Annotated in this window: 18 protein-coding genes; 1 reads left to right on the forward strand and 17 read right to left on the reverse strand. The window is 52.0% G+C overall.

Annotated features, from left to right (window positions below; translation table 11 throughout):
* Positions 1–3 precede the first annotated feature (3 nt).
* A complete protein-coding gene (locus tag XYCOK13_RS00290) occupies positions 4–1215 on the forward strand; it encodes an MFS transporter (RefSeq protein WP_213409842.1) in 1212 nt (403 codons plus the stop codon).
* Positions 1216–1244: 29 nt separating this feature from the next.
* Here the strand turns inward: XYCOK13_RS00290 and hisJ are convergent, their stop codons facing one another.
* From hisJ to XYCOK13_RS00375, 17 genes are all read right to left on the reverse strand, one after another.
* Positions 1245–2075 carry a histidinol-phosphatase HisJ gene (gene hisJ, locus XYCOK13_RS00295; RefSeq protein WP_213409843.1) on the reverse strand — a complete coding sequence of 277 codons (831 nt, stop codon included), beginning with the start codon at positions 2073–2075 and terminating at the stop codon, positions 1245–1247.
* Positions 2076–2100: 25 nt separating this feature from the next.
* A complete protein-coding gene (locus XYCOK13_RS00300) occupies positions 2101–2514 on the reverse strand; it encodes a gamma-glutamylcyclotransferase family protein (protein WP_213409844.1) in 414 nt (137 codons plus the stop codon).
* A complete protein-coding gene (locus tag XYCOK13_RS00305; RefSeq protein WP_213409845.1) occupies positions 2484–3044 on the reverse strand; it encodes a hypothetical protein in 561 nt (186 codons plus the stop codon). The genes XYCOK13_RS00300 and XYCOK13_RS00305 overlap by 31 nt, the downstream gene beginning before the upstream one ends.
* 102 nt (positions 3045–3146) lie before the next feature.
* Entirely contained in the window at positions 3147–5156 is a 2010-nt protein-coding gene (locus tag XYCOK13_RS00310) for an alpha-amylase family protein (RefSeq protein WP_213409846.1), read from the reverse strand.
* A gap of 30 nt (positions 5157–5186) precedes the next feature.
* Positions 5187–6068 (reverse strand): NAD(P)-dependent oxidoreductase, encoded by an 882-nt coding sequence (locus XYCOK13_RS00315; RefSeq protein WP_213409847.1) that lies wholly within the window; start codon positions 6066–6068, stop codon positions 5187–5189.
* Between the two features lie 112 nt (positions 6069–6180).
* Complete coding sequence (locus tag XYCOK13_RS00320) at positions 6181–9273, reverse strand: AAA family ATPase (RefSeq protein WP_213409848.1); 3093 nt, start codon at positions 9271–9273, stop codon at positions 6181–6183.
* Positions 9270–10433: an exonuclease SbcCD subunit D gene (locus XYCOK13_RS00325; RefSeq protein WP_213409849.1), complete on the reverse strand. Its 1164-nt coding sequence runs from the start codon at positions 10431–10433 to the stop codon at positions 9270–9272. Before XYCOK13_RS00325 ends, XYCOK13_RS00320 begins: the two co-directional genes overlap by 4 nt.
* A 144-nt stretch (positions 10434–10577) precedes the next feature.
* Positions 10578–11765, reverse strand: a complete 1188-nt coding sequence (locus XYCOK13_RS00330) for an MFS transporter (RefSeq protein WP_213409850.1) — start codon at positions 11763–11765, stop codon at positions 10578–10580.
* 246 nt (positions 11766–12011) lie between these two features.
* Positions 12012–12596, reverse strand: coding sequence for a thymidine kinase (locus XYCOK13_RS00335; protein WP_213409851.1), 585 nt, complete (start codon positions 12594–12596; stop codon positions 12012–12014).
* A gap of 86 nt (positions 12597–12682) precedes the next feature.
* Complete coding sequence (locus XYCOK13_RS00340; protein WP_213409852.1) at positions 12683–13636, reverse strand: ABC transporter permease; 954 nt, start codon at positions 13634–13636, stop codon at positions 12683–12685.
* 3 nt (positions 13637–13639) lie between these two features.
* Positions 13640–14713 (reverse strand): ABC transporter permease, encoded by a 1074-nt coding sequence (locus XYCOK13_RS00345; protein ID WP_213409853.1) that lies wholly within the window; start codon positions 14711–14713, stop codon positions 13640–13642.
* Positions 14713–16236: an ABC transporter ATP-binding protein gene (locus XYCOK13_RS00350; protein WP_213409854.1), complete on the reverse strand. Its 1524-nt coding sequence runs from the start codon at positions 16234–16236 to the stop codon at positions 14713–14715. Before XYCOK13_RS00350 ends, XYCOK13_RS00345 begins: the two co-directional genes overlap by 1 nt.
* 112 nt (positions 16237–16348) lie before the next feature.
* Positions 16349–17464: a BMP family lipoprotein gene (locus XYCOK13_RS00355; RefSeq protein ID WP_213409855.1), complete on the reverse strand. Its 1116-nt coding sequence runs from the start codon at positions 17462–17464 to the stop codon at positions 16349–16351.
* 240 nt (positions 17465–17704) lie between these two features.
* Complete coding sequence (locus XYCOK13_RS00360) at positions 17705–18091, reverse strand: IolE/MocC family protein (RefSeq protein ID WP_213409856.1); 387 nt, start codon at positions 18089–18091, stop codon at positions 17705–17707.
* Positions 18092–18146: 55 nt separating this feature from the next.
* A complete protein-coding gene (locus tag XYCOK13_RS00365) occupies positions 18147–18290 on the reverse strand; it encodes a hypothetical protein (RefSeq protein ID WP_213409857.1) in 144 nt (47 codons plus the stop codon).
* A 5-nt stretch (positions 18291–18295) separates the two neighbouring features.
* Entirely contained in the window at positions 18296–18517 is a 222-nt protein-coding gene (locus tag XYCOK13_RS00370; RefSeq protein WP_213409858.1) for a Rossmann-fold NAD(P)-binding domain-containing protein, read from the reverse strand.
* A 152-nt stretch (positions 18518–18669) separates the two neighbouring features.
* On the reverse strand, positions 18670–20293 hold a 1624-nt coding region (locus XYCOK13_RS00375; RefSeq protein WP_244864915.1), incomplete at its 5' end, for a copper amine oxidase N-terminal domain-containing protein.

The raw sequence follows: 20293 nt of genomic DNA on the forward strand, positions 1-20293 counted from the left end.
ATGATGAGGCGACTAACCAGACTTGATCCTTTGACCCAATTGAAATACTTTAATTTTTTTATGTATGGCTCCTGGTCGATGTTAAACCCATACCTGCCCTTATATTTTCAAGATGCAGGCTTCCAGAGCATGCAGATCGGCATTTTGATGTCAGTTGGTCCGCTAATCTCTCTGCTCGCTAATCCGTTCTGGGGATATTGGAGCGACCGCACGCAAAATCCGCGGTTGATTTTGATCATCATGCTCATTTGCAACATTGCGACCAGTCAGATGTACTTTCAATCGAACCAGTTTTCGATTGTCTTTTCCTTAATGCTGCTGTTTTATTTTTTTCAGACAGCCTTGAATCCGATCTCGAACAGCCTGACGCTCTATGCGATTGAGAACACGCCTTATCAATTCGGCACATTCCGGTTATGGGGCTCGGTGGGCTTTGCAGTCATGGCGCTTGTGTCCAGTCCCGTAATTGCTTATTTCGGCATTGACAATCTGGGGTTTCTATATGGAAGCTTTGTCGTGCTGACCCTGTTCCTCAGCTTCGGGCTGCCGAATCAAGCCAAGCAGGGCAAAAAAACAACGTTCCCAAGGGAAGATTTCAGAAAGCTGATGACCAGCGGCTTGTTTGTCTGTTTCCTTCTGCTTTCCATCATCATCAACACGCCTAATCGCATGAACTCCATATTCATCTCCGTTTATATTAGCGGTATGGGCGGGAATGAAGTTATGGTCGGCTGGTCCTGGTTTATTGCCGCTGCCCTGGAAGTGCCGCTGTTCCTGATACTTGACAAGTATCTGAAGCTTACAGAGCGCGCCATGTTCGGGCTAATGGCAGCAGTCTGTGCGCTGTATACGGTTCGTTGGATTCTCATGGGCATAGCGGTATCACCGTATCATGTCGTATGGATTCAGCTGCTGCACGGCTTTACGTTCGGGATTACCTTCTATACCGGCACGCAGATATGCAATTTCCTGGTGCCGAAGTCTGTGCGCAATACGGGGCAGGCCATCTACGGCCTGTGCTGGATGGGGATTTCCGGCATCGTCAGCGGATTGCTCGGCGGCTGGGTCTATGACCAGCTGGGCGCCGAACGCATGTATGTCATTTCCGCTGTCATGGCGGCAGTGGGTACAACAGGGTTCTTCATCATATGGAGGCATTTCCGCGACAAATCGCCGGATCATGAATCGGAATCTGGCAGCGCTTCGGCGGGATGAATCAGGCGGCTTGATCCCCCCGCTTTTGCCTACCTGCTGCTCTTGCCGAGCTGTTCGAACCAATCCCAGCCTGTGCCCACATGCTCAGGCTTATGCGCGTCCGAACCGAATATGCACGGCACGCCTGCCTGACGGCAGGCGGCAATCATCCATTCCGGCACATACGGCTTGCCGCAGGTGGCCACGCGCATGCCTGCCGTATTCACATCTACGCCTACGCCTGTGCGGACAAGCAGCGGCACCAGTCGTTCCTGCCTGCGCCGAATCAGCGCCTGATCGGCTTCAGGCAGCACGGCGGCGAACTTCTCGATCAGGTTTATGTGTCCGATCCTGGAGCGGACAGGCAGGCGCGAGACCCATTCGATGGCCGCTTCCACATGATCGTAATACTCCTCCACAAGCTTGTCCATCGTCCCATAATATGACAAGAGATGCTCACGGAAATAGTCCGGAGTGAAATCCACACACCTCATAGCACCGCCCGCCCCCGGCAAATAATGAACAGAATACACCACATCTTCCAATTCATGCTGCCAATCGGCAAAGAGGCTTTCCGTATAATCCGTTCGTCCTGGCAAGTGATCCAGCTCCAGACCTACGGTGATTTCGATGCGTCCCTCGTAGATTCGTTTCATTCGCTTCGCGTACTGGATGTAGTCGGCGAGTTCCTCCCGGGGCATGGCGAGTTCCCGGTACAGGCTCTCCTCTTCCACCCACCGCGCCGGCAATGGAGGATGCTCACTCAACGTATACCGCTGAAAGCCAAGCTCTATCGCCCGGTCGATATACGCTTCTGAACTTGCATCACTGCCATGATAACAGAAACGAGTGTGCGTGTGTCCATCCCATTTCAATTCCATTCTGCTTCCTCCCGCTCAACAGTAATTAATCTGCGTTGTTTCGTCGTTTGCGGTATGCTATCCAATCGAAGAACCGTTCACTCTCCGGTATATCCGTCACATATTCATAGACCCAGGCTTTAAGGGTTTGCGTGTCTGCCTTCACGGTTGTTTCGATTCGTTCATACACATTATCCGGATGACCGGGCTCGATAAAACGCTCCAGTCTGTCTAGCCAGGCCAACAGGCTTAAGGAAACTTCATACACCTCGCCAACTACTTGCGGCGGCTGGTCAACCGGAACGGAGGTGTGCGTTCGGATCAAACCGGGATAGCCTTCTCCAGTGTCAATGAGTTGGCCGTGAATCCACGCCTTGCGAGCGACACAACGCGCACGACGCATGAAGCCAAAGTTCGCCTCTCCCTCTCTTAAAGTACCATAAACAAACACAAGCGGCACGATCTTTTTCCCCCTCTCGCCTCATTGCAGCTTATTCCGCCCCCATGATTACCCAAGCCGCAGCTTAGGGCCGGGTCACTTCCTGTTGCGGCAGTTCGTGCAGCTTCGCTGGCTTTGTCTTGACTCTCCTCTTGATCCATGCGTACAAGCAGCAAAGCTGCTTCCCCTCGCGTAACGACCGCAGCCATGTTGAGATAGGGGGCTTGACCGAAGACATGCTTGAAGTGATCCTCGCTGCTTCGGAACTGATTCAAAGCGCTCTTGTATTTGTCTTCCACTTCATTATAATCTAGAAACTCTTTCATCTGCATGTCCATCAGCGCTGGGACGTCATCGCGCAGGACATTCTCATTGCCGACATACCATCCCCATAATAACATTAGATCTTGTCTCGTCAATGGCTCTTCGAGCCTGAGCGTATTGTCCTCGCAGCCGATGACGCTTCCCTGCTTGTGGAGCTGCACTACTTTCTCATACAGGGGATCGCTTTGATCCACATCCTTGAAAAAAAACCTGCTCCGTCCGTTCATTCCCGATGCCGTTATTGAAAGGCTTGACCTGGCGCAACGAATAAGACAAAAAAAACTCCATGGATCAGCGATCCAAGGAGTTATCTATGCTACATTTCCTTATCATACACGCAATACGATTGCCGCGAAATCCTCAAGCACCGAAACCTTCACGGTCGCGTTCCCGGTGATGGAGACTGAAGATGGGGCCTGCTGTGAATCGACCAGATTGCGGGCTTGGGAAATCGGGCCGATACCAGGCAACGTCACCGTCAAATCATGAATCGGCAGCGGTTCGCTGTAGCTGACGCCGTTGAAGCCGGACAAGTTCAATAGATGCAGCATATAAGTGCAGTCGTCCAGCTTGTTGAAAAACACCTCTACCTGCTGCGGAGCATTCGTTGTAAGCGTCCACGCATCGCCAACCAGATGATAGAGCAAGTCGAGCACGGCAAACTTGTGATCGCTGTACCCGTGCTGGTAATACAGGGATGCGGGTTTCCATGGCATGTACACGGTTTGCATGGCCCCTTGTTTCCTCATGCCAGCGCCGAACCATTCCTGCGATACGCGATGTCCGAACGCCCGTTCGGGAGGGCCGAAGGTAGACGGTTCTACCCACGGGAGCAAACCTGCAGTCTGGTCGTCGAAGCGGACATGGTAGAACGGACCGTCGATTATGACCCAATCGCGCTCAGGGAAATGCCTGAACACCGTTTTGTCCGATGTATAGAAATAAGAAGCCTCCTGCTTGACGTCATGCAGGCTCTCAAGCTTCCCGCCAAATACACGCTCGACAAAGCTGCGGTTCGCTTCATTGAACGTGAAGGACAATCCGGTGCTAAGCAAGCTGACGCCCTGCTTCGCCGCCTCTTCCAGCATAACGAGCTCTTCGTCTGTGAATTGGGCGATATCGGGAATGATCACCGCCTTGAAGCGGGCGAGTTTTTCTTGATGGTGAACCAGCGTGTGCTGATGAATGACATCGAACTGAATGTGATTCTCCTTCAGCATCTTGAATAGTCCCAAGTATTCCTTCGTGTCCTTCTGCGAAGGCATGCCCGGCTTCACTAGCGCCACATCGGCCATGGACAGGAATCTGCCGTAATACTCCTCATTCTCCTGATGGTAACGGAAGATATCCGCAACCGTCTGCAGATTCTCTCGATCCGGATAATCCTCGAACACGCCGATAATACAGAAGTCGAGGCCAGAGCCGCTCGCCAGACTTTCCTTCAGCCTGATGTTGACTTCATGCTTGGAAACGCCGGTGAAGCGGTGAACAAGACCGATCGCATTGATGCTGCAGTTGCTAACCAGCTTATCCTCCCAGGAGTCCTCCAGTGACTTGACATTCTCGGATGAGGAGTACAACCAGACTGGATGCGGGCGCGTGATTTCCGTATTGGATTCCTTGCGCACAATGTCTACTTTATGTTCGTTGTAAGTCGAGATCGCGATGTCCGGACGCTTGCTCTTCACGAAATCATGAATGCTGTCCAGCATCATGCGGGTCGTCACCTGCTGGAACTCCTTGTACTTCCGGTAGACAGGGTCCTCCAGACTTGCCGTCTCGGGAAGGTCAAGCCCATACATGTCCATGAATCTCGATTTGCAATTGTCACAGCAGCAGATGCCATATTCCTTCCCGCTGTAATCGCGGGTTTGGTAACCGAACATGTTGAAGAAGATTCCGTCCACATCATAACGGGAGATAACCTCGTCAATCATCTTCAATGAATATTCCCGCTGATACTCGCTGTTCACGCAAGTGTGGACAATGCCGTGGTAATTAACGGCTTCCCCGGCTCTCGTCCTGTAAAACCACTCCGGCCGTTTTGCAAATACGGATTCATGCGCCTTGCTGAAGTCAAAGCGCGCAATGAACTTCATGCCATTCGCGTGCGCCTTCTCTATGGCTTCCCCCAACAAGTCTTTCTGCTGACCGGCAGCCCGGTACGTGTATTCCAGCTCAGTAGGGTAAAAAGCGACAATCCCGCCAGCGTTCATCATAAGCACATTCACCGACATCGCCTTCAGCTGCCTGATTAGCGCATCCACATCTAGGTTTGCGTCGGATTCCCGCAGATTGTTCTGAATCATCCGCAAGTTGTTGCGTTTCCACCAGGTCATGCTATCGCCTCCGCTGTCTAGGGTGAATGATCATTTTTGCTTCTCGTCATTAGCCAGCTGATATTTGTATGCGCCGGACATGTCCAGATCGCCATAGCCATCTGCAACCGCGCGATTCAGCAATTCGCGTACGGAGCTTCCTGCTGTCAAATTCACCTTGCATTCCTCTGCCATGCCGGCTACAAGATTCATATCCTTGGTCAGCAGCTTCAAAGCAAAGCCGGGCTCATAAGATTCCTTCGCAATAAAGTCCGGATAGTGACGATCCATGATTCGGCTTTGCGCGAAACTGTTCGTCAAAATGTTGAACAGCATGTCGGAGTCGAGGCCGAAGCTTTTGCTTAGCGCATAGGCTTCGCTGACTGCTTGTGTGTGAATGCCGACCATCAGCTGATTGATCAGCTTGGCCGCCGAACCGCTGCCCGATGGACCGACGAATGTAATGTTTTTGCCCATTGCCTCAAGAACAGGCTTCACCTTATTGAATACTTCTTCCTTGCCTCCGACCATAATGCTCAATGTGCCTGCTTCCGCTCCGGTCGTGCCGCCGCTTACTGGCGCATCAAGGAATGAAACGCCCGCCTGCTCGGCTTGGGCAAAGAGCTGCTGATTCAATCCGGGGGATACCGTGCTGCAATCGATTAATATAAGCCCCTTCTTCGCAGATGCCAGCAAGCCGTCAGCGCCTGTATAGACGCCTTCTACATCAGCAGGCATCGGCAAGCAAGTGATGACGACATCCATTTGGGCAGCCAGTTCGGAGATGGACAGTCCAATGTTGCCGCCTTGCTCTGCAAACTTCTTCTCCTTGCCCTCACTGCGATTCTTACCGTAAGTCTCAAAACCTGCCTTATGCAGGTTCAGCGCCATCGGCAACCCCATGTTGCCTAATCCGATAAATCCTACTTTCATCGTTCGTTGGCCTCCTAGTCCTAATTTTTGCTATTTGTTCGAAATAATGAACAGGGTTTATCTGTCTAAAACTATACTACTAGAAATCAGACAGCCAATCAATGAATCGCGCTTATTTGATTAAAAATGTCGTACGGCTGCATCCTTCCCGTGTCTTCACGACCTCCAGCACGGCAGGGAAAGCTTGTTTCAATTCGGTCACATGGGAGATCACGCCAATCATTCGTCCGGAGCGCTGCAAATCCGCAAGCGCCGCGATCGCCTTGTTCAAAGAATCTTCGTCCAGTGACCCGAATCCCTCGTCAATGAGCATCATTTCAATAGAGATGCCGCCTTGAGCTGCCTGAATCACGTCAGTCATACCCAGGGCCAGACTGAGCGAGGCATGAAATTTTTCGCCGCCTGATAATGTTTTGACATCGCGATTTTGGCCGGTATACGCATCAAACACATCCAGGCCAAGACCGCTCTGCCGCCCTCTTGCCTCTAATCTGCCGCTGCGCTGCAGCAAAAACTGCCCATTCGACAGCTGCTGGAGTCTGAGATTCGCCGCATGCAAAATCTGCTCCAAATATTCAATGAGGATATACCGCTCGAACGACATTTTCCATGCATTGTCGCCCTTCAGCATATTGTGGATATCCATCACCTGCTCCAAGTCTGATTCGACTTCCTTCAATTGAATGGCCTTCTGTCCAATCGCTGTACGAATTCTGTCTGCATCTGCCTTATGCCTTGCAGCTTGCTGGACCGCAGACAGCGCCTGCTCCAATTCTTCCTTTGTACGGACTATCGCTTGCTGTATTCCGCTTATATCAACCGCCTGCCGATCGCCCAGTTCCTGCTGAAGCGAATCCCGTTGTGCGCGTAGTGTTGCATAGGTTTCGGCAAATTGATCCAGCCGCTGTCGCAAAGCCTTGCGATTTTCCTCCGGAAGCTTGACTTGCGTATAGGAGCTTTCATCAGCAAACCCGGCCTTGACAAGCTCAGCCTGGAAGCGTGCTTCCGCATCCCGCCATGCTATGTCCGCGTCTTCCGCTTGTCTGCGAAGCTGGATAACGCTGGCTTCTTGCGCAGCATGCTGCGTTTCAAGCTGTTCGCGCAATAATTGCGCTTGCTTCCAGGCGCGCGCCAACTCACCGCATACGCGCTCTTGATCTTGTATTTGAGCCTGCAGATGCTCAGGCGATTGAAGCTCCGCCGGAATGCGAGCCAGCTCGCTTTGCAGCAACGATTGCTTGGAGCCGAGCTCCATCTGCAGCGCATGATACCGCTGCTGCTGCTGTTCTCTCCGCTGCTGCTGCTTGTCCAATTCGGCCTCCAGCTTTTCCATCCGGCTTCTCTGCTCATCGCGATGCGCAGCTTGTGCTTTCAACGTTTCCGTTTCCGCACGCAAGTTCTTGCCTTCAGCCTCCAATTCAGCCATTTGCAGTGCAAGGTCTCGCGGCTGTATTCCATATTCCAGCCTATCCATTTCCTTGCTGCGCCAACCGGATTGTGCTGCGGCTGCTTCAGCCTTGGCTGTTGCGAACACCTGCTCTACAGCAGTCAGCTCTTCCTTCGCCTTCTGCAGCGCTTCTCGTGATGGGACTGATTGCTGCGCATCCGCTTTCATCGGATGCATCTTGCTCCCGCATACCGGGCACGGCTCGCCGTCGTGCAGATGCGCAGCCAGCAAACCGGCCTGACCTTCGATCCAGCCTGTTTCCAGCCGATCATGCTCTTCCTTGGCCGCCGCCAATTGCTGCTGCAGCTTCTTCTCCGCTTCTGCAAATTCGCTCATTTGCTCCTCGAGCCGGATCAGTTCCTTCAGCAATCGCGCCTTGTGGCGCATGCGCTCCAAAGCGGCCAGCTTCTCGGGCAAGGCAGCCAGCACATGATCGAGCAATTTAAGCTGATCCGCTGCGGCTTGCTTCTCACTGCGCAGTTCCGCAAGCTTGTGTTCCGAATCCTCTATCGCTGCATGGGCCTGCGTCAGCTGCTCCTCCAGCGCCTGCACTTCTCTTTTCCTCACTGCCAATTCTTGCACGGCAGGCACCCACTCCTGCAGCTGCCGCAAGCGTGCTTCAGCGGCTTTCCGCTCATCCTCCCGCGCCTCTTCTTCCAGGTAGCGGGTACGCGCTTCTTCAAGCTGTTTCTGCAAATACAAGCGTGCTTGTTCCTGCTCTGCGCACTCCTGCTGTTTCGCCTTGCGGAGCTGATCCGCCCTTCTTGTTTGCTCCTCAAAAGGCTCGATCTTCGCTGCTTGTTCAGCCAACCGCCACTGCTGCTCCGTATGCTCGATGTCTGCCTTCTGCCCATCCAGCACAGCGAGTTTCTCCCTCAGTGACTCCAATTCATCCAGGCGATTGTTCAGGAGCATGCTGTCGCGCAGCTCCGCTTCCTGAAGCTGCAGCTGCGAAGCCAGCGCCTCCTTCGCTGTTCGTGAACGCTCCTCCAAAGCTTCATAATATGCGGCTTCTTCCTCCAAGGCAGCCGTCACTTGCTGCGCATTTCTATCGGGCTGCAGCCAAACTTGCGCCAGCAGACTGTCCTGCCGCTGCGGCAGCACCTCGCCCGCTTGAGCCAGCTGCAGCTGCAAAGCCATATGTACTTCCTTCTGCTGTTCTTTCCGCTCGCGGACCATTTGCTGAAAGCGTTCCTCCAGCCTCTGGTACAGGCTTGTCCGGAATATGCGGCGCAAAATCTCTTCCTTGTTCTCTGTATCCGACGTCAGCAGCTTGCGGAATTCGCCCTGCGGCAGCATCACGATCTGGCTGAATTGCTCCTTGGACAGTCCTACAAGCGACTCCAGCTTGGCATTCACATCACTAATTGTGAAGCGATCCACACACGGCGTTTCCTTCTCCCCGTCAATTTCATACAGCTCGATCTTGCTCCCCGTTTCGCTCTTGTTGCTGCCCTTGCGATGCCCCATCTGGCGGAAAACCCGGTAAGTGCGGCTGCCCGCGGCAAACGTGAAGTTCACGGATGTATGTACATCTTCCGGAGCAAAATCGCTGCGCAGCATGCGGGCATCCGCACGATCCTCACCGCTTGCGGAGCCGTACAGCGCAAAGCTGATCGCATCGAAAATCGTTGTTTTGCCTGCCCCGGTATTGCCGCTGATGACGAACAATCGATGATTTCCGAGCTTGCGAAAGTCAATGCACTCTTTATCGCGATAAGGACCGAACGCCGTCAATATCAATTCAATCGGTCTCATGCGCCATCTCCTTCCGCGCGCAGCAGTTCGTTCCATGTTTCGATCAGCAGTGCCTGTTGGGCTTCTCCCGGCGGACGTCCTTGCACTTCCTCGTAAAATGCAGCAAACAAAGCGGCAGGATCCGCTTCCCTTCTTGCACGCGGCAGCTCGCTTTCTTGCGAATCCGCGGCAACGGCCGCCGGCGGTCTTCTCTCCACATGCAGCGCATTCGGATACACCGTCCGGACCTTCTCCATCGGATACAGCACGGGATGCTCATTGAGCAACGTAACAAAAACGTAGTCTTCGTTTACCGGGTGGGTCAACAGCTCTTCCATCGTCGCTTTAACCCTGCGCATATCGCGCAATGGGGAGAACAGTCGTTTGTCCACCTGTATGCCCCCGCTTGCGTCCATTTCCACCACGTAGAAGCCCTTGCGATGATTCTCCTCGGAAATCGAATATTTGAGCGGCGAGCCCGCATAGCGAATTGTTTCGCTCCCCACATAATGGGCTTGGTGCAGATGGCCTAAAGCTACATAGTGAAAGGGACGGAACCATTCCGCCCGCACATGCTCCGCTCCTCCGATGGCCAGCGGTCTCTCGGAATCGCTGGTATTATCCTGCGGTTCGCCATGCGGCGTAACGAAGGCATGCCCGATCAGCACATGGCGGGCTTGCCGGCTCATTCGTTCTTCCAGGCGACTAATAATCGCGCGCATCATATCATCATGCGTGCGAATCGAATCATCGTCCAGCACATGCCGGGCTTGCGCCGGATCAGCATAAGGAATTAGATGAAAATGCACCTCGCCCGCCTCATCATGCAGCACTACAGGTTCCAGTTCTCTGCGCAGGCGCCCTGCCAAATGCAGTCCCCGCTGTTCCATAATTTTCGCTGCGAAATCGAGACGGTCGGGACTGTCATGGTTGCCCGCGATGGCCAACACAGGTGTATGCAAATCTACGATGATGCGTTGCAGAGTCTCACTTAGCAGCTCCACAGCCTCGGTAGGCGGAACCGCGCGATCGTACAAATCGCCCGCGATAATGACCGCATCGGGCCGTTCTTCTACAATTGCTTGCAGAAGCTGTTCCAGCACATAGCGCTGATCCTCGGTCATATGCACGCCCTGCACAAGCTTTCCCAAGTGCCAATCTGCCGTATGTATCCACTTCATATGTAAGGCTTGCCCTCCCTGCCTTTGTGATCAATACCTTGTCTGGGTATGCGCTTGATGCCCTATTTCCGTTTCACCAATCAGTGTACCATGCATCGCCTGCCTCGCCTATCCTCGAAAGGCATGCAATCGATGGAAGAAGCCTTATGATGCAGACAACGGTTCATCTTCATCCGCCGCCCTCTTCTTCCAGCTCGAATACACGGCGTACCCCTGCACAATGAGAATGAGCCCCGCCGTCAAGAAAATCCAATGAATGTCCATGAAATAGCCGAGCAAACCGCCCGCCAACGGACCAACCAGTCCGCCCAGTTGGTTCGCACTGGCTGTTAATCCTAGTGAGCGGCCTTGAAAATCTTTTCCCATGCTGCGCAGCACCAGCGTATTCACGATCGGCACCACCCCTGCCATAAACAGGCCGAACACAAACTGTACTGCGACGAACAGCCACAATTGGTCAATAAAAAATTGAATGCCCAGCATAATGCCTGCACAAACGAGACAAATGACCAAGGTTGGCCGATATCCGCGCCGTTCCCCAGTTCTGCCCCACAGGGGAGACGCAATAATGCCGGCAGCCCCGATAAGCGCAAATACCAGGCCGGACGACAGCACAGCATCTTGCACATTCCCCTTCATATTGGCAATGTGCAACGTCAAGAGCGGCTGGATCATATTGAAGGCAAGCTGAAATGTCAGCAGCAGCAATAACATCGACAACAGCGGCCGATGATGCAGCGCTGTGCGGAACTGCTCGCGCATCTTCATCTTGCTGCGCGCCGCCGCAGGCTTTCCTTCTTTCACCCAAAAGATAACGGCCAGCGAGGCGACAAAGATGACACCGCCTGCGACTAGAAAGGACATGCGCTGCCCGAACCATGTTGCAAGCAAGGAACCGAACAGCGGACCGAGAATGCCGCCAGTCATCGTTCCCGCCTGCATGATGCCGAGGCTTGCGCCCATCTTGTTCTCTGGCGCCACGCTGGCTACAATGGCCATCGAAGCCGGCACAAAGCCGCCAACCAGACCGTGCAGCATGCGCACGACAATCAGCTCCCATGGATTGCGCACAAACGCGATTAACGCGTAAATGATCGCAAGGCTCAACCCCGCCCGAATGACCATTTTCTTGCGCCCATACTTATCCGCCACCGCTCCCCACAACGGCGCCATGAAAGCGCCTACCATAAAAGCCGAAGCATGCACTATACCCGCCCATAAATTCACTGCCTCTGCCTGCACACCCAGATCGAACAAGAACAACGGCAGAAAAGGCACCGACATCGTATAGCTCGCGCTGCACAGCAATACACCGGCCCACAAGATCCACATTGTACGTTTCCATGATGGCACTAGCACTCACTTCCATCCTGTTGAAGTCTGACAACGATTGATTGGTTTCACTATAAGCCTGAGCTTGCATGGGGGCAAGCAGCATACTGCCGGGTAAGCTCCAGCAAATGGCACAGAACGACCGAATCTGCTGGACTGAGAAGGACACAAGCCTTGATTTCATTATTTTTGGCTGAAAAAAAAGAACCAAACCCGCTGAAGCTCAGCACGCTTGGCTCTTGCCTGTTATTGAAATGACGCATGATAGCAGCGGCGGCATACCGGCTTGTAGTCTTCATTTCCGCCTATCTGAATTTGCTCTCCCTCATTCACAGGCACGCCATCCCTTAAGCGAATGACCATGGTCGCTTTGCGATCGCAGTACCAGCAAATGGTCTTAATCTCTTCTATTTTGTCCGCATACACCAGCAAATTGTAACTGCCCTCAAAGAGCTGATTCTGAAAATCGTTCTTCAAGCCGAACGCCATGACCGGCACACCGAGCTCATCCACAATTTGCGTAAGCTGGAGCACATGCGCCTTGCTCAAAAACTGCGCTTCATCAACAAGCACACAATAGACTCGCTTCAAAGTCACATCCGCCAGCCTCGTTTTTACAATGTCATACATGTTCGTTCCTGCGTCTACCGATATGGCTGGCCTGCTGAAGCCCACCCGGGAGCCGACCACGTCAGCTCCGCTCCGGTCGTCGATCGCCGGTGAAAAAATCATGACAGGCTTGTCCTGTTCCTCATAATTATGGGCGACTTTAATAATTTCAAAAGATTTGCCGCTGTTCATCGTTCCATACTTGTAATACAACTGTGCCACTGCTTTTACCCTCCATGCTTATACTGCACTGCCGCCCCCGAACGCGCAACTGCTATCCCATGCCTTCCTTCTACTATATCCAGGTACTATCTTTTGGCAGAATCGAAAGGTTCCCCGGCGGCTTTAGGCGCCTGGGAAGACTTCGAGAATAATACCAGCGCAATCAGTGTCACCACATACGGAAACACCTTGAGAAAGATCGGGGGAATGACTTGCAGCGCCGGATTGACCTGAGACACATTGGCTACCGTGCTGGCAAACCCGAAAAACAAAGTAGCCCCCAATACACCGAGCGGCCTCCACTGTCCGAAGATGAGCGAAGCGAGCGCCAGGAAGCCAAGACCCGCAACCGAACCGGTAAATTCGCCTGCGAAGGTAACCATCATGATCGCGCCGCCTAACCCGGCGAACGCTCCAGAGATAATCACGCCCATATAGCGCATTTTATACACGTTGATGCCCGCGGCTTCCGCCGCTTGCGGATTTTCACCGCATGCCCGCAAACGCAAGCCGAATCGCGTCTTGTAAAGCACAAATACACAGACCAGCAGGACAACCAGAATAAGCCAAGTCGTGGCATAGGTTTTCTTGAAAAAGAGATCGCCGATAATCGGAATTCCAGACAAAATCGGTACGTCAAAAGGCTGAAATCCGCTCACAATTCGGATGTTGCCGCTCCCTGTAATGTTGCGGGCCAAAAATACCGTAATAGCGCCTGCGATCATATTAATGGCCGTGCCGCTTATAATCTGATTGGCGCTCAGATTAATGCTGGCGAACGCATGAAGCAGCGAGAAGATGGCGCCGAGCAGCGCGGCTGCCAGCAATCCGATCCAGAGCACAATGGGGTGCTTGGTCCAAAGATGCTGCAATTGGAAAATAACCAGTGCGCCCGTAAAGGCCCCGACAATCATCAGACCTTCCAACCCGATATTGACAACACCGCTTCGCTCACTGAACAGGGCGCCTAACGCTGTAATAAGAAGAGGTATGGTGAAGATAACCGCATAAGGAAAAATATCTACTATCAACTTCCACATGGACTAACGTTCCCTCCCCTTCTCGACATTTTGCTCCCTTTTATTCGCACGCTTGCGCAGCAGCTTGCGAACCAACCGTTCAATCAGAATGCTGGTAGCGGCGAAATAAATGATAATCGCGATGATCGAATCCGCAATTTCCGGCGGAATGTCCGTCATGGCATTCATAAATCCGCGCCCGGAATACAAGAGCCCGAAAAAGATCGCTGCCAGCAATACCCCTAGCGGCGCATTGCTGCCAAGAAGCGCTACTGCGATGCCGTCGAAGCCTTGCGTAGGCAGCTTGCCGATCTGAATGTTGGATGCGTTGCCGGTGAATTCCGCTACTCCGCCCAACCCGGCCAAGCCGCCTGCAATCAGCATCGAGACAATAATGCCGCGGTTCACGCCGATGCCGGCATACTCGGCAGCATGGCGATTGAAACCGACCGCTTTGAGTTCATAGCCGAGCGTAGTTTTATTGATTATAAATGCGACGACAATGACGGCGATAACCGCCAGAAACAGTCCCAAATTTATATAAGAGCCGCCGAAAGCTTCGGTCAGAAACGGCACTCGCAATGATGCGGCTTCCGGAAGAAGTCTCGATTCCGTCTCCAAGTACTGCCCCTTGAAATAGGCAGGCACCGTATAATAAATCGTCCAATAAGCGATCCAGTTCATCATGATCGTTGACACAACCTCATGAACGTTGAATTTCGCTTTAAGCCATCCCGGAATGAAGGCCCAGAGGGCCCCGCCTATGAAGCCGGCCAAGATGGTGCATATCAGCATGAGCGGCTTGGACAAATCGAGGGTCAATCCGACAGCGGTTGCGCAAAATCCGCCGAACAGCATCTGTCCGGCTGCCCCGATATTGAACAAGCCTGTGCGGAATGCGAACGCGACAGACAGGCCAGTAAAAATCAGAGGAGTGGCCGTTGCCAAGGTGTTGCCAAAGCGTTCCACATTTTTCAATCCGCCTTCAAACAAGTACCGGTATCCCTCAAACGGGTTGTGCCCGGTCACCGTCATCAGCAATGCGCCGGCGAGCAAGCCGAAGAGAACGGCAAGCAGCGATATGATGGTGTTTCTCATTATGCCCCTTCCCCTCCTCTTAGTCCGGCCATCATCAGACCCAGCTCGTTCTCGCTCGTTTCCGCAGCCTTCACGATGCCAACCAGTTCTCCGTTGTTCACAACGGCAATCCGATCCGAGACGTTCATGATCTCGTCGAGCTCCAGGGATACAAGCAGCACGGCTTTTCCTTTGTCGCGGTGCTCAATCAAGCGCTTGTGAATATACTCGATCGAACCGACATCCAATCCGCGGGTTGGCTGCACGGCAATCAAGAGCAGCGGGTCCAGCTCTATTTCGCGCCCAATGATCGCCTTTTGCTGGTTCCCGCCAGACAGCGATCTCGTTATCGATGTCGCCCCTTGCCCGGACCTGACATCGAAACTCTCTATGATCCGCTGGGCATATGCGCGAATAGCCGACTTGTTCATCAGTCCGCGTTTGGAGAAGGGACGCTTCTGATACACTTCCAAGATCATATTTTCTTCTATCGTATAATCAAGCACCAACCCGCGCTTTTGCCTGTCCTCCGGTATGTGCCCGATGCCTTTTTCAATGCGCGCCCGTATGGACATGTTCGCAATATCCTGCCCTTCGAACAAGATGCTTCCGGACTCTGCTTTGCGAAGACCTGTAATGGCTTCGACCAATTCGGTCTGGCCGTTCCCCTCAACGCCCGCGATTCCGACAATCTCGCCTGCACGCACTTCCAGGTTGAACTGCTTCAGACCCAACACCTTCTTGCTGTTCTTCACCGAAAGCGATTGGATGCGCAGGACCGGTGCGCCCGGCTTGGCTTCCTGCTTGGCTGCCTTGAACGTGACTTGGCGACCCACCATCATCTCCGCCATTGCCGCTTCTGTCGTGCTGGCGACCTCCACTGTACCGATCGTCTTGCCACGCCTTATGACTGTACACCGATCCGCCACTGCTTTAATTTCCTTCAGCTTGTGCGTAATCAGGATAATCGATTTCCCTTCTCCGACCAGGCTTTTCATCACCTTGCCCAGCTCTTCGATTTCCTGCGGTGTCAAGACAGCAGTAGGCTCGTCGAGAATAAGCACATCCGCCTCTCGATACAGCATCTTCAAGATTTCCACCCGCTGCTGCATCCCGACAGAGATATCCTCGATTTTGGCATGCGGGTCTACGTTCAAGCCGTACTGTTCCGAGATGTCTCGAATGCGCTTGCTCGCCGTTTCGATATCAATGACAAGACCTTTTTTCGGCTCGCTGCCGAGCACGATGTTCTCCGTGACGGTAAAGTTGCTCACGAGCTTGAAATGCTGATGCACCATGCCGATTCCGAGTCGATTGGCTACATTCGGACTTGAAATCTTCGTTTGCTTCCCGCGCACTTTGATGATGCCTGAATCAGGCTGATACATCCCGAACAGCATGCCCATCAACGTAGACTTGCCGGCTCCGTTCTCGCCGAGCAGCGCATGTATCTCCCCCTTCCGCAAGCAGAGCGTAATATCGTCGTTGGCGACGACGCCCGGAAACTCTTTCCGGATATTGAGCATTTCAACGACATAATCCATAGGGGCGCGACTCCTTTTGCCTGTAAATATTTGTCGAGTACAAGCAAAGATTGACGAGTCTTGCTTGTACGCACATAAAAAAAGACGGTTTTCCCGTCTTTTTTTATTCGACTTACTTAATGAGATTTCCTTGTTCGTCGGAAACAACAATTTCGCCTGCTTTAATCTGAGCGAAAATCTCGTCCACTTGTGTTACGGTTGCGTCACTCAGGTTCGGATTTTCTACAGGTATGCCAACGCCATCGTTCTTCGCGTCGAACGTCAGAATTTCTCCGCCTGGGAATTCGCCATCCAATTCAGCCTTGATCATGTCATAAGCTACTTGGTCGATCTTTTTCATCGCGGAGGTCAACACAACCGAGCTGTTTGCGTCCTCGTCGTACACGCCGTCCGCATATTGGTCAACATCGACGCCGACAATCCATACTTCTTCCCCGGCTTGTACACGATTCTTCGCTTCACTGATTGCACCGATGCCAACGCCGCCAGCTGCGCAGAAGATGACGTTCACGCCGCGATCGAACATTTGTGCCGCCAGCTGGCCGCCAGCTGCGGAGTTGTCGAAGCTGCCCTCGTACACTACATTTTCCGGCTTCAGGCTAATGTTGGTGCCAAGATTTTCATTCGCGTATGCAAGTCCTTGCTGGAAGCCCCAGTTGAACTTCTGTACCGCAGGAATTTCCATTCCCCCGATAAATCCGGCTTCGCCTTCCTGCAGCTCAACGGCAGTCGCAACACCGGCGAGGAAGCCCGACTCATGCTCGGCGAAGAAGATCGATACCGTGTTCTCGCCTACTACTTCATTGTAATCACCGTTATGCGGATAGCCGTCGATCAGAACGAACTTCGCATCGGCATATCTTTCTTGCGCTTGGAAGATTGCCGTCTCGAACTTGTAGCCCGGCGTTACAATGAATTTGAAGTCGGCATCATACAAGTTGCCAATTTCCTTCATATAGTCCGCTTCAGTTGTGCCGGCAGGTTTCAAGTATTTCTTCTCCAGACCGAATTCATTTGCCGCGAGCTCGACTCCTTCCCAAGTGCCCTGGTTGAAGGACTTGTCGTCAATCGTTCCGGCATCCGTTACCATTCCTACCTTGAAGCTTGCTCCGCTGTCGTTTGTGTCGCCGCTTCCCGCGTTGCCGCTTCCTTCATTGCTGCTGCCGCAGCCTGCCAGCAACGAGGCGAACATCGCCACAAGCGCCAGCACGATCATCGATTTTTTCATTGCTCATGCCCCCATTTTTGAAATTTATAAGGTTGTGTAAAGACAACCTGCAAAAACCTATATCTACTATATGCGCAAAACTTTTCATTTTCAATAGAATTTTACGCACAAAAGAATAGAAAAAATAGAGTTGAGCCATGTAAGCGAAACCATTGGGCAATTGCGGAAAGTAAGGGTTGCCATGGCAAGGCCGGGAACCATGCAGCGCAGCAAGGTGGGAAGGATCACTGCTCTTCTTTTCTATGAAATCTGTGTTTTTAGTTTATTCATATAAGACACATACTGGGGAAGTGCCACTTCCGGCTCTTGTATTTCGGGATGCCATTTCTTCGTCTGAAAACGCTCGCAAAGCGCAGCATAAGCACGTACCTCTTCAAGATGCTGCTCCAGCTTTTCCCGGGATATCAACTGAACAGAGCTGGAAAAGCAAGATATCTGCAATTGCGCTGTCAGCAGTAGACGAGCGGTCTTATTCCATTCTGAAGTAAATGCGGGCAACTCAAACACATTCATCGTTCCCTGCAATCCGCGAAAGTCCACACCGTCGTAACCGCAATGGACGGCTTGTCTTACAATCGTATCCAAATCCCAACTCGGGCATGCTAACGTAGTAAAAGACAATTTCACACTTCTGCTCTCCCTTCTGGGGGTATTGGCGCACATAGATGGTGCATGGATCTTTTTATAAGGGGGTCATGCGCTTGAATTTCTCATAACTGATCAATCGCTGCACTGGCTCGCCTTGCGCGAAGCGAACCAAATCCTCGGCAACGAGCTCGCCCATGCGCGGCTTCCAATAACCGGATAACGCTCCGATATGCGGCACGCCTATCACATTGGGCAGGCCAGCACGTCTGCGGATAGCTTGGGCGATCCCCAACCGGTAATCACAGCATCGAATTCCGGCAGATCCGCTTTCATCTGATTGTCTGTATAAGGTTTGCCTTCCTCCGCCCAACATACTTCCGAGACGGAAGTCAGGAGATCCAAACATCGTTTGGAAAACAAAAGCTTTTTCAAATCCGGGTTTGTGACTGTTATGAGTGTCTTCAAAAGCCTTCACTCCTTCATCCACGTCTTTCAATTGCGAATAGAGACACTTGTCTACATCATACCTTGAAACGTCCTATGGGCCATAGCGGTTTTCTTATGCGATAATCTGGCAGCCTTCGTCTTTGGTTCACGGTTTCAGCAGCCCAACCCTCTTAACCGCTTTCCTCTGCTTCCGCAATACTCGCTATTTTCCACTCGCCTTCTTGCTGAATAAGCTCGACCTTAAGTTCGGAGTGAATGATCCCCTTAGGATGAAACATGGAGGATAGGTGTAGAGTAACATTTGCACTTCCGTCTTGAACAGTGATGGACCGTTCGTCAAGATCGACAATTCGATGATGTCCGATCTGATCAAACTGTGGAAGCGTATCCGCATCGGTTACAAACAGCTCCAGCAATTTCTTTTCATACCTGCCATTATAAAACGTCACATATTGGTTCATAACGTCCGATATCCGATCCTCATTCGTTCCCGGCGCCCCCATCCTTAACGGATCGGGCGTTACAGATAGATTAACCGTGTTGAGTTGCTCTAACCACATCACTGGGTAATGCAAGGCATTGGACACTATACTGATGGGAACAAATACAGTGCCAGAAATCAGCACAGGGGGAACATCAGCTTCAAGACGTTCTCCATTCACCCATAATTGTATGCCTTCTCCTGTGGATTTCTCCAATCTCTCCGTATGATCCGATCCATCGTTATAGAGCAAGACTTGCCGAAACTTTGCATCCCAAATCACTTGCCAGCCTAACGCTTCGGTTACCGCTCGAATTGGCATCATAAATCTGCCGTTTATCAATCGGGGTTGATTGCTCAGGTTTGTTTCAATGGGTATTCCATTCACAGTTAGAAGAGGAGCTTCTGCAGGAAAGATAGTGAGGGAGCCAAAAAATCTCACTCCGCCGAAATCGAGCTCTATGGTCCACTTACCTGGTTCAATCCATACTTGTTTATTCGTATAGTCTCTGCCATAAGCGGGGATTGTCAGTTCAAAATCATACCTTCCATATTTTACGATCTGTCCTTCATAGATTAACAAGGTGTCTTTGGTTGAAAAGGTTATATCCCTTTCAGTGGACTGAACATTCCCGGAATAGGAATGCGGGTTTAGAAAAATCCGGACTCCTCCGTTTTCGGGTAATGCGCCATTACCCGTGATTCGGACAGATTCGCCTACCGATACTTCAGACTTCGATAGTGTCATATGCTGGGTATCGACCCGATATTGATAGATTTCCCTCTGTATTGTTGGGTCCTCAGCAGTATAAAAAACCCCGTCATGATAAAAATGTATCTTTTCACCATCCATCTCGAACGAAAAGTATTGGCCATCCTTCAAACTTACATACAAATCATAGTAATTGAAAAATCCACCAAATGCATCAAAAGGAGACTGTTGGTTCGTAGACGGCACAGCTTTCTGCATGAATGCGTTGATGAGTCCAACGATTTCACTGATTTTCTCTTGATCTTCAGGACGATTCCCATAATACGGCAAATAATACAGGTCCGCATGACGCATCGTTATACTTTCTATATGCTGAGCCTGTAGAACAGGCAAAGCGGTTGTGTGAAGATTTGGCTCATTAGCATGCCCCAATGGGGATAAGATGACAATGCTTAGCATCAAGATCAAACTACAGCGGAGAATTCGATTTAACATACCATACTCCTTTCCAATTTTGAAACATACTTTCACATATATACTGCTAATTAGTGCAAATGTTCCGATTACTCCAATTTGCGCAAGCGAACCAATCGAGTAGGAG

This window comes from Xylanibacillus composti (assembly GCF_018403685.1).
GTDB lineage: Bacteria > Bacillota > Bacilli > Paenibacillales > K13 > Xylanibacillus > Xylanibacillus composti.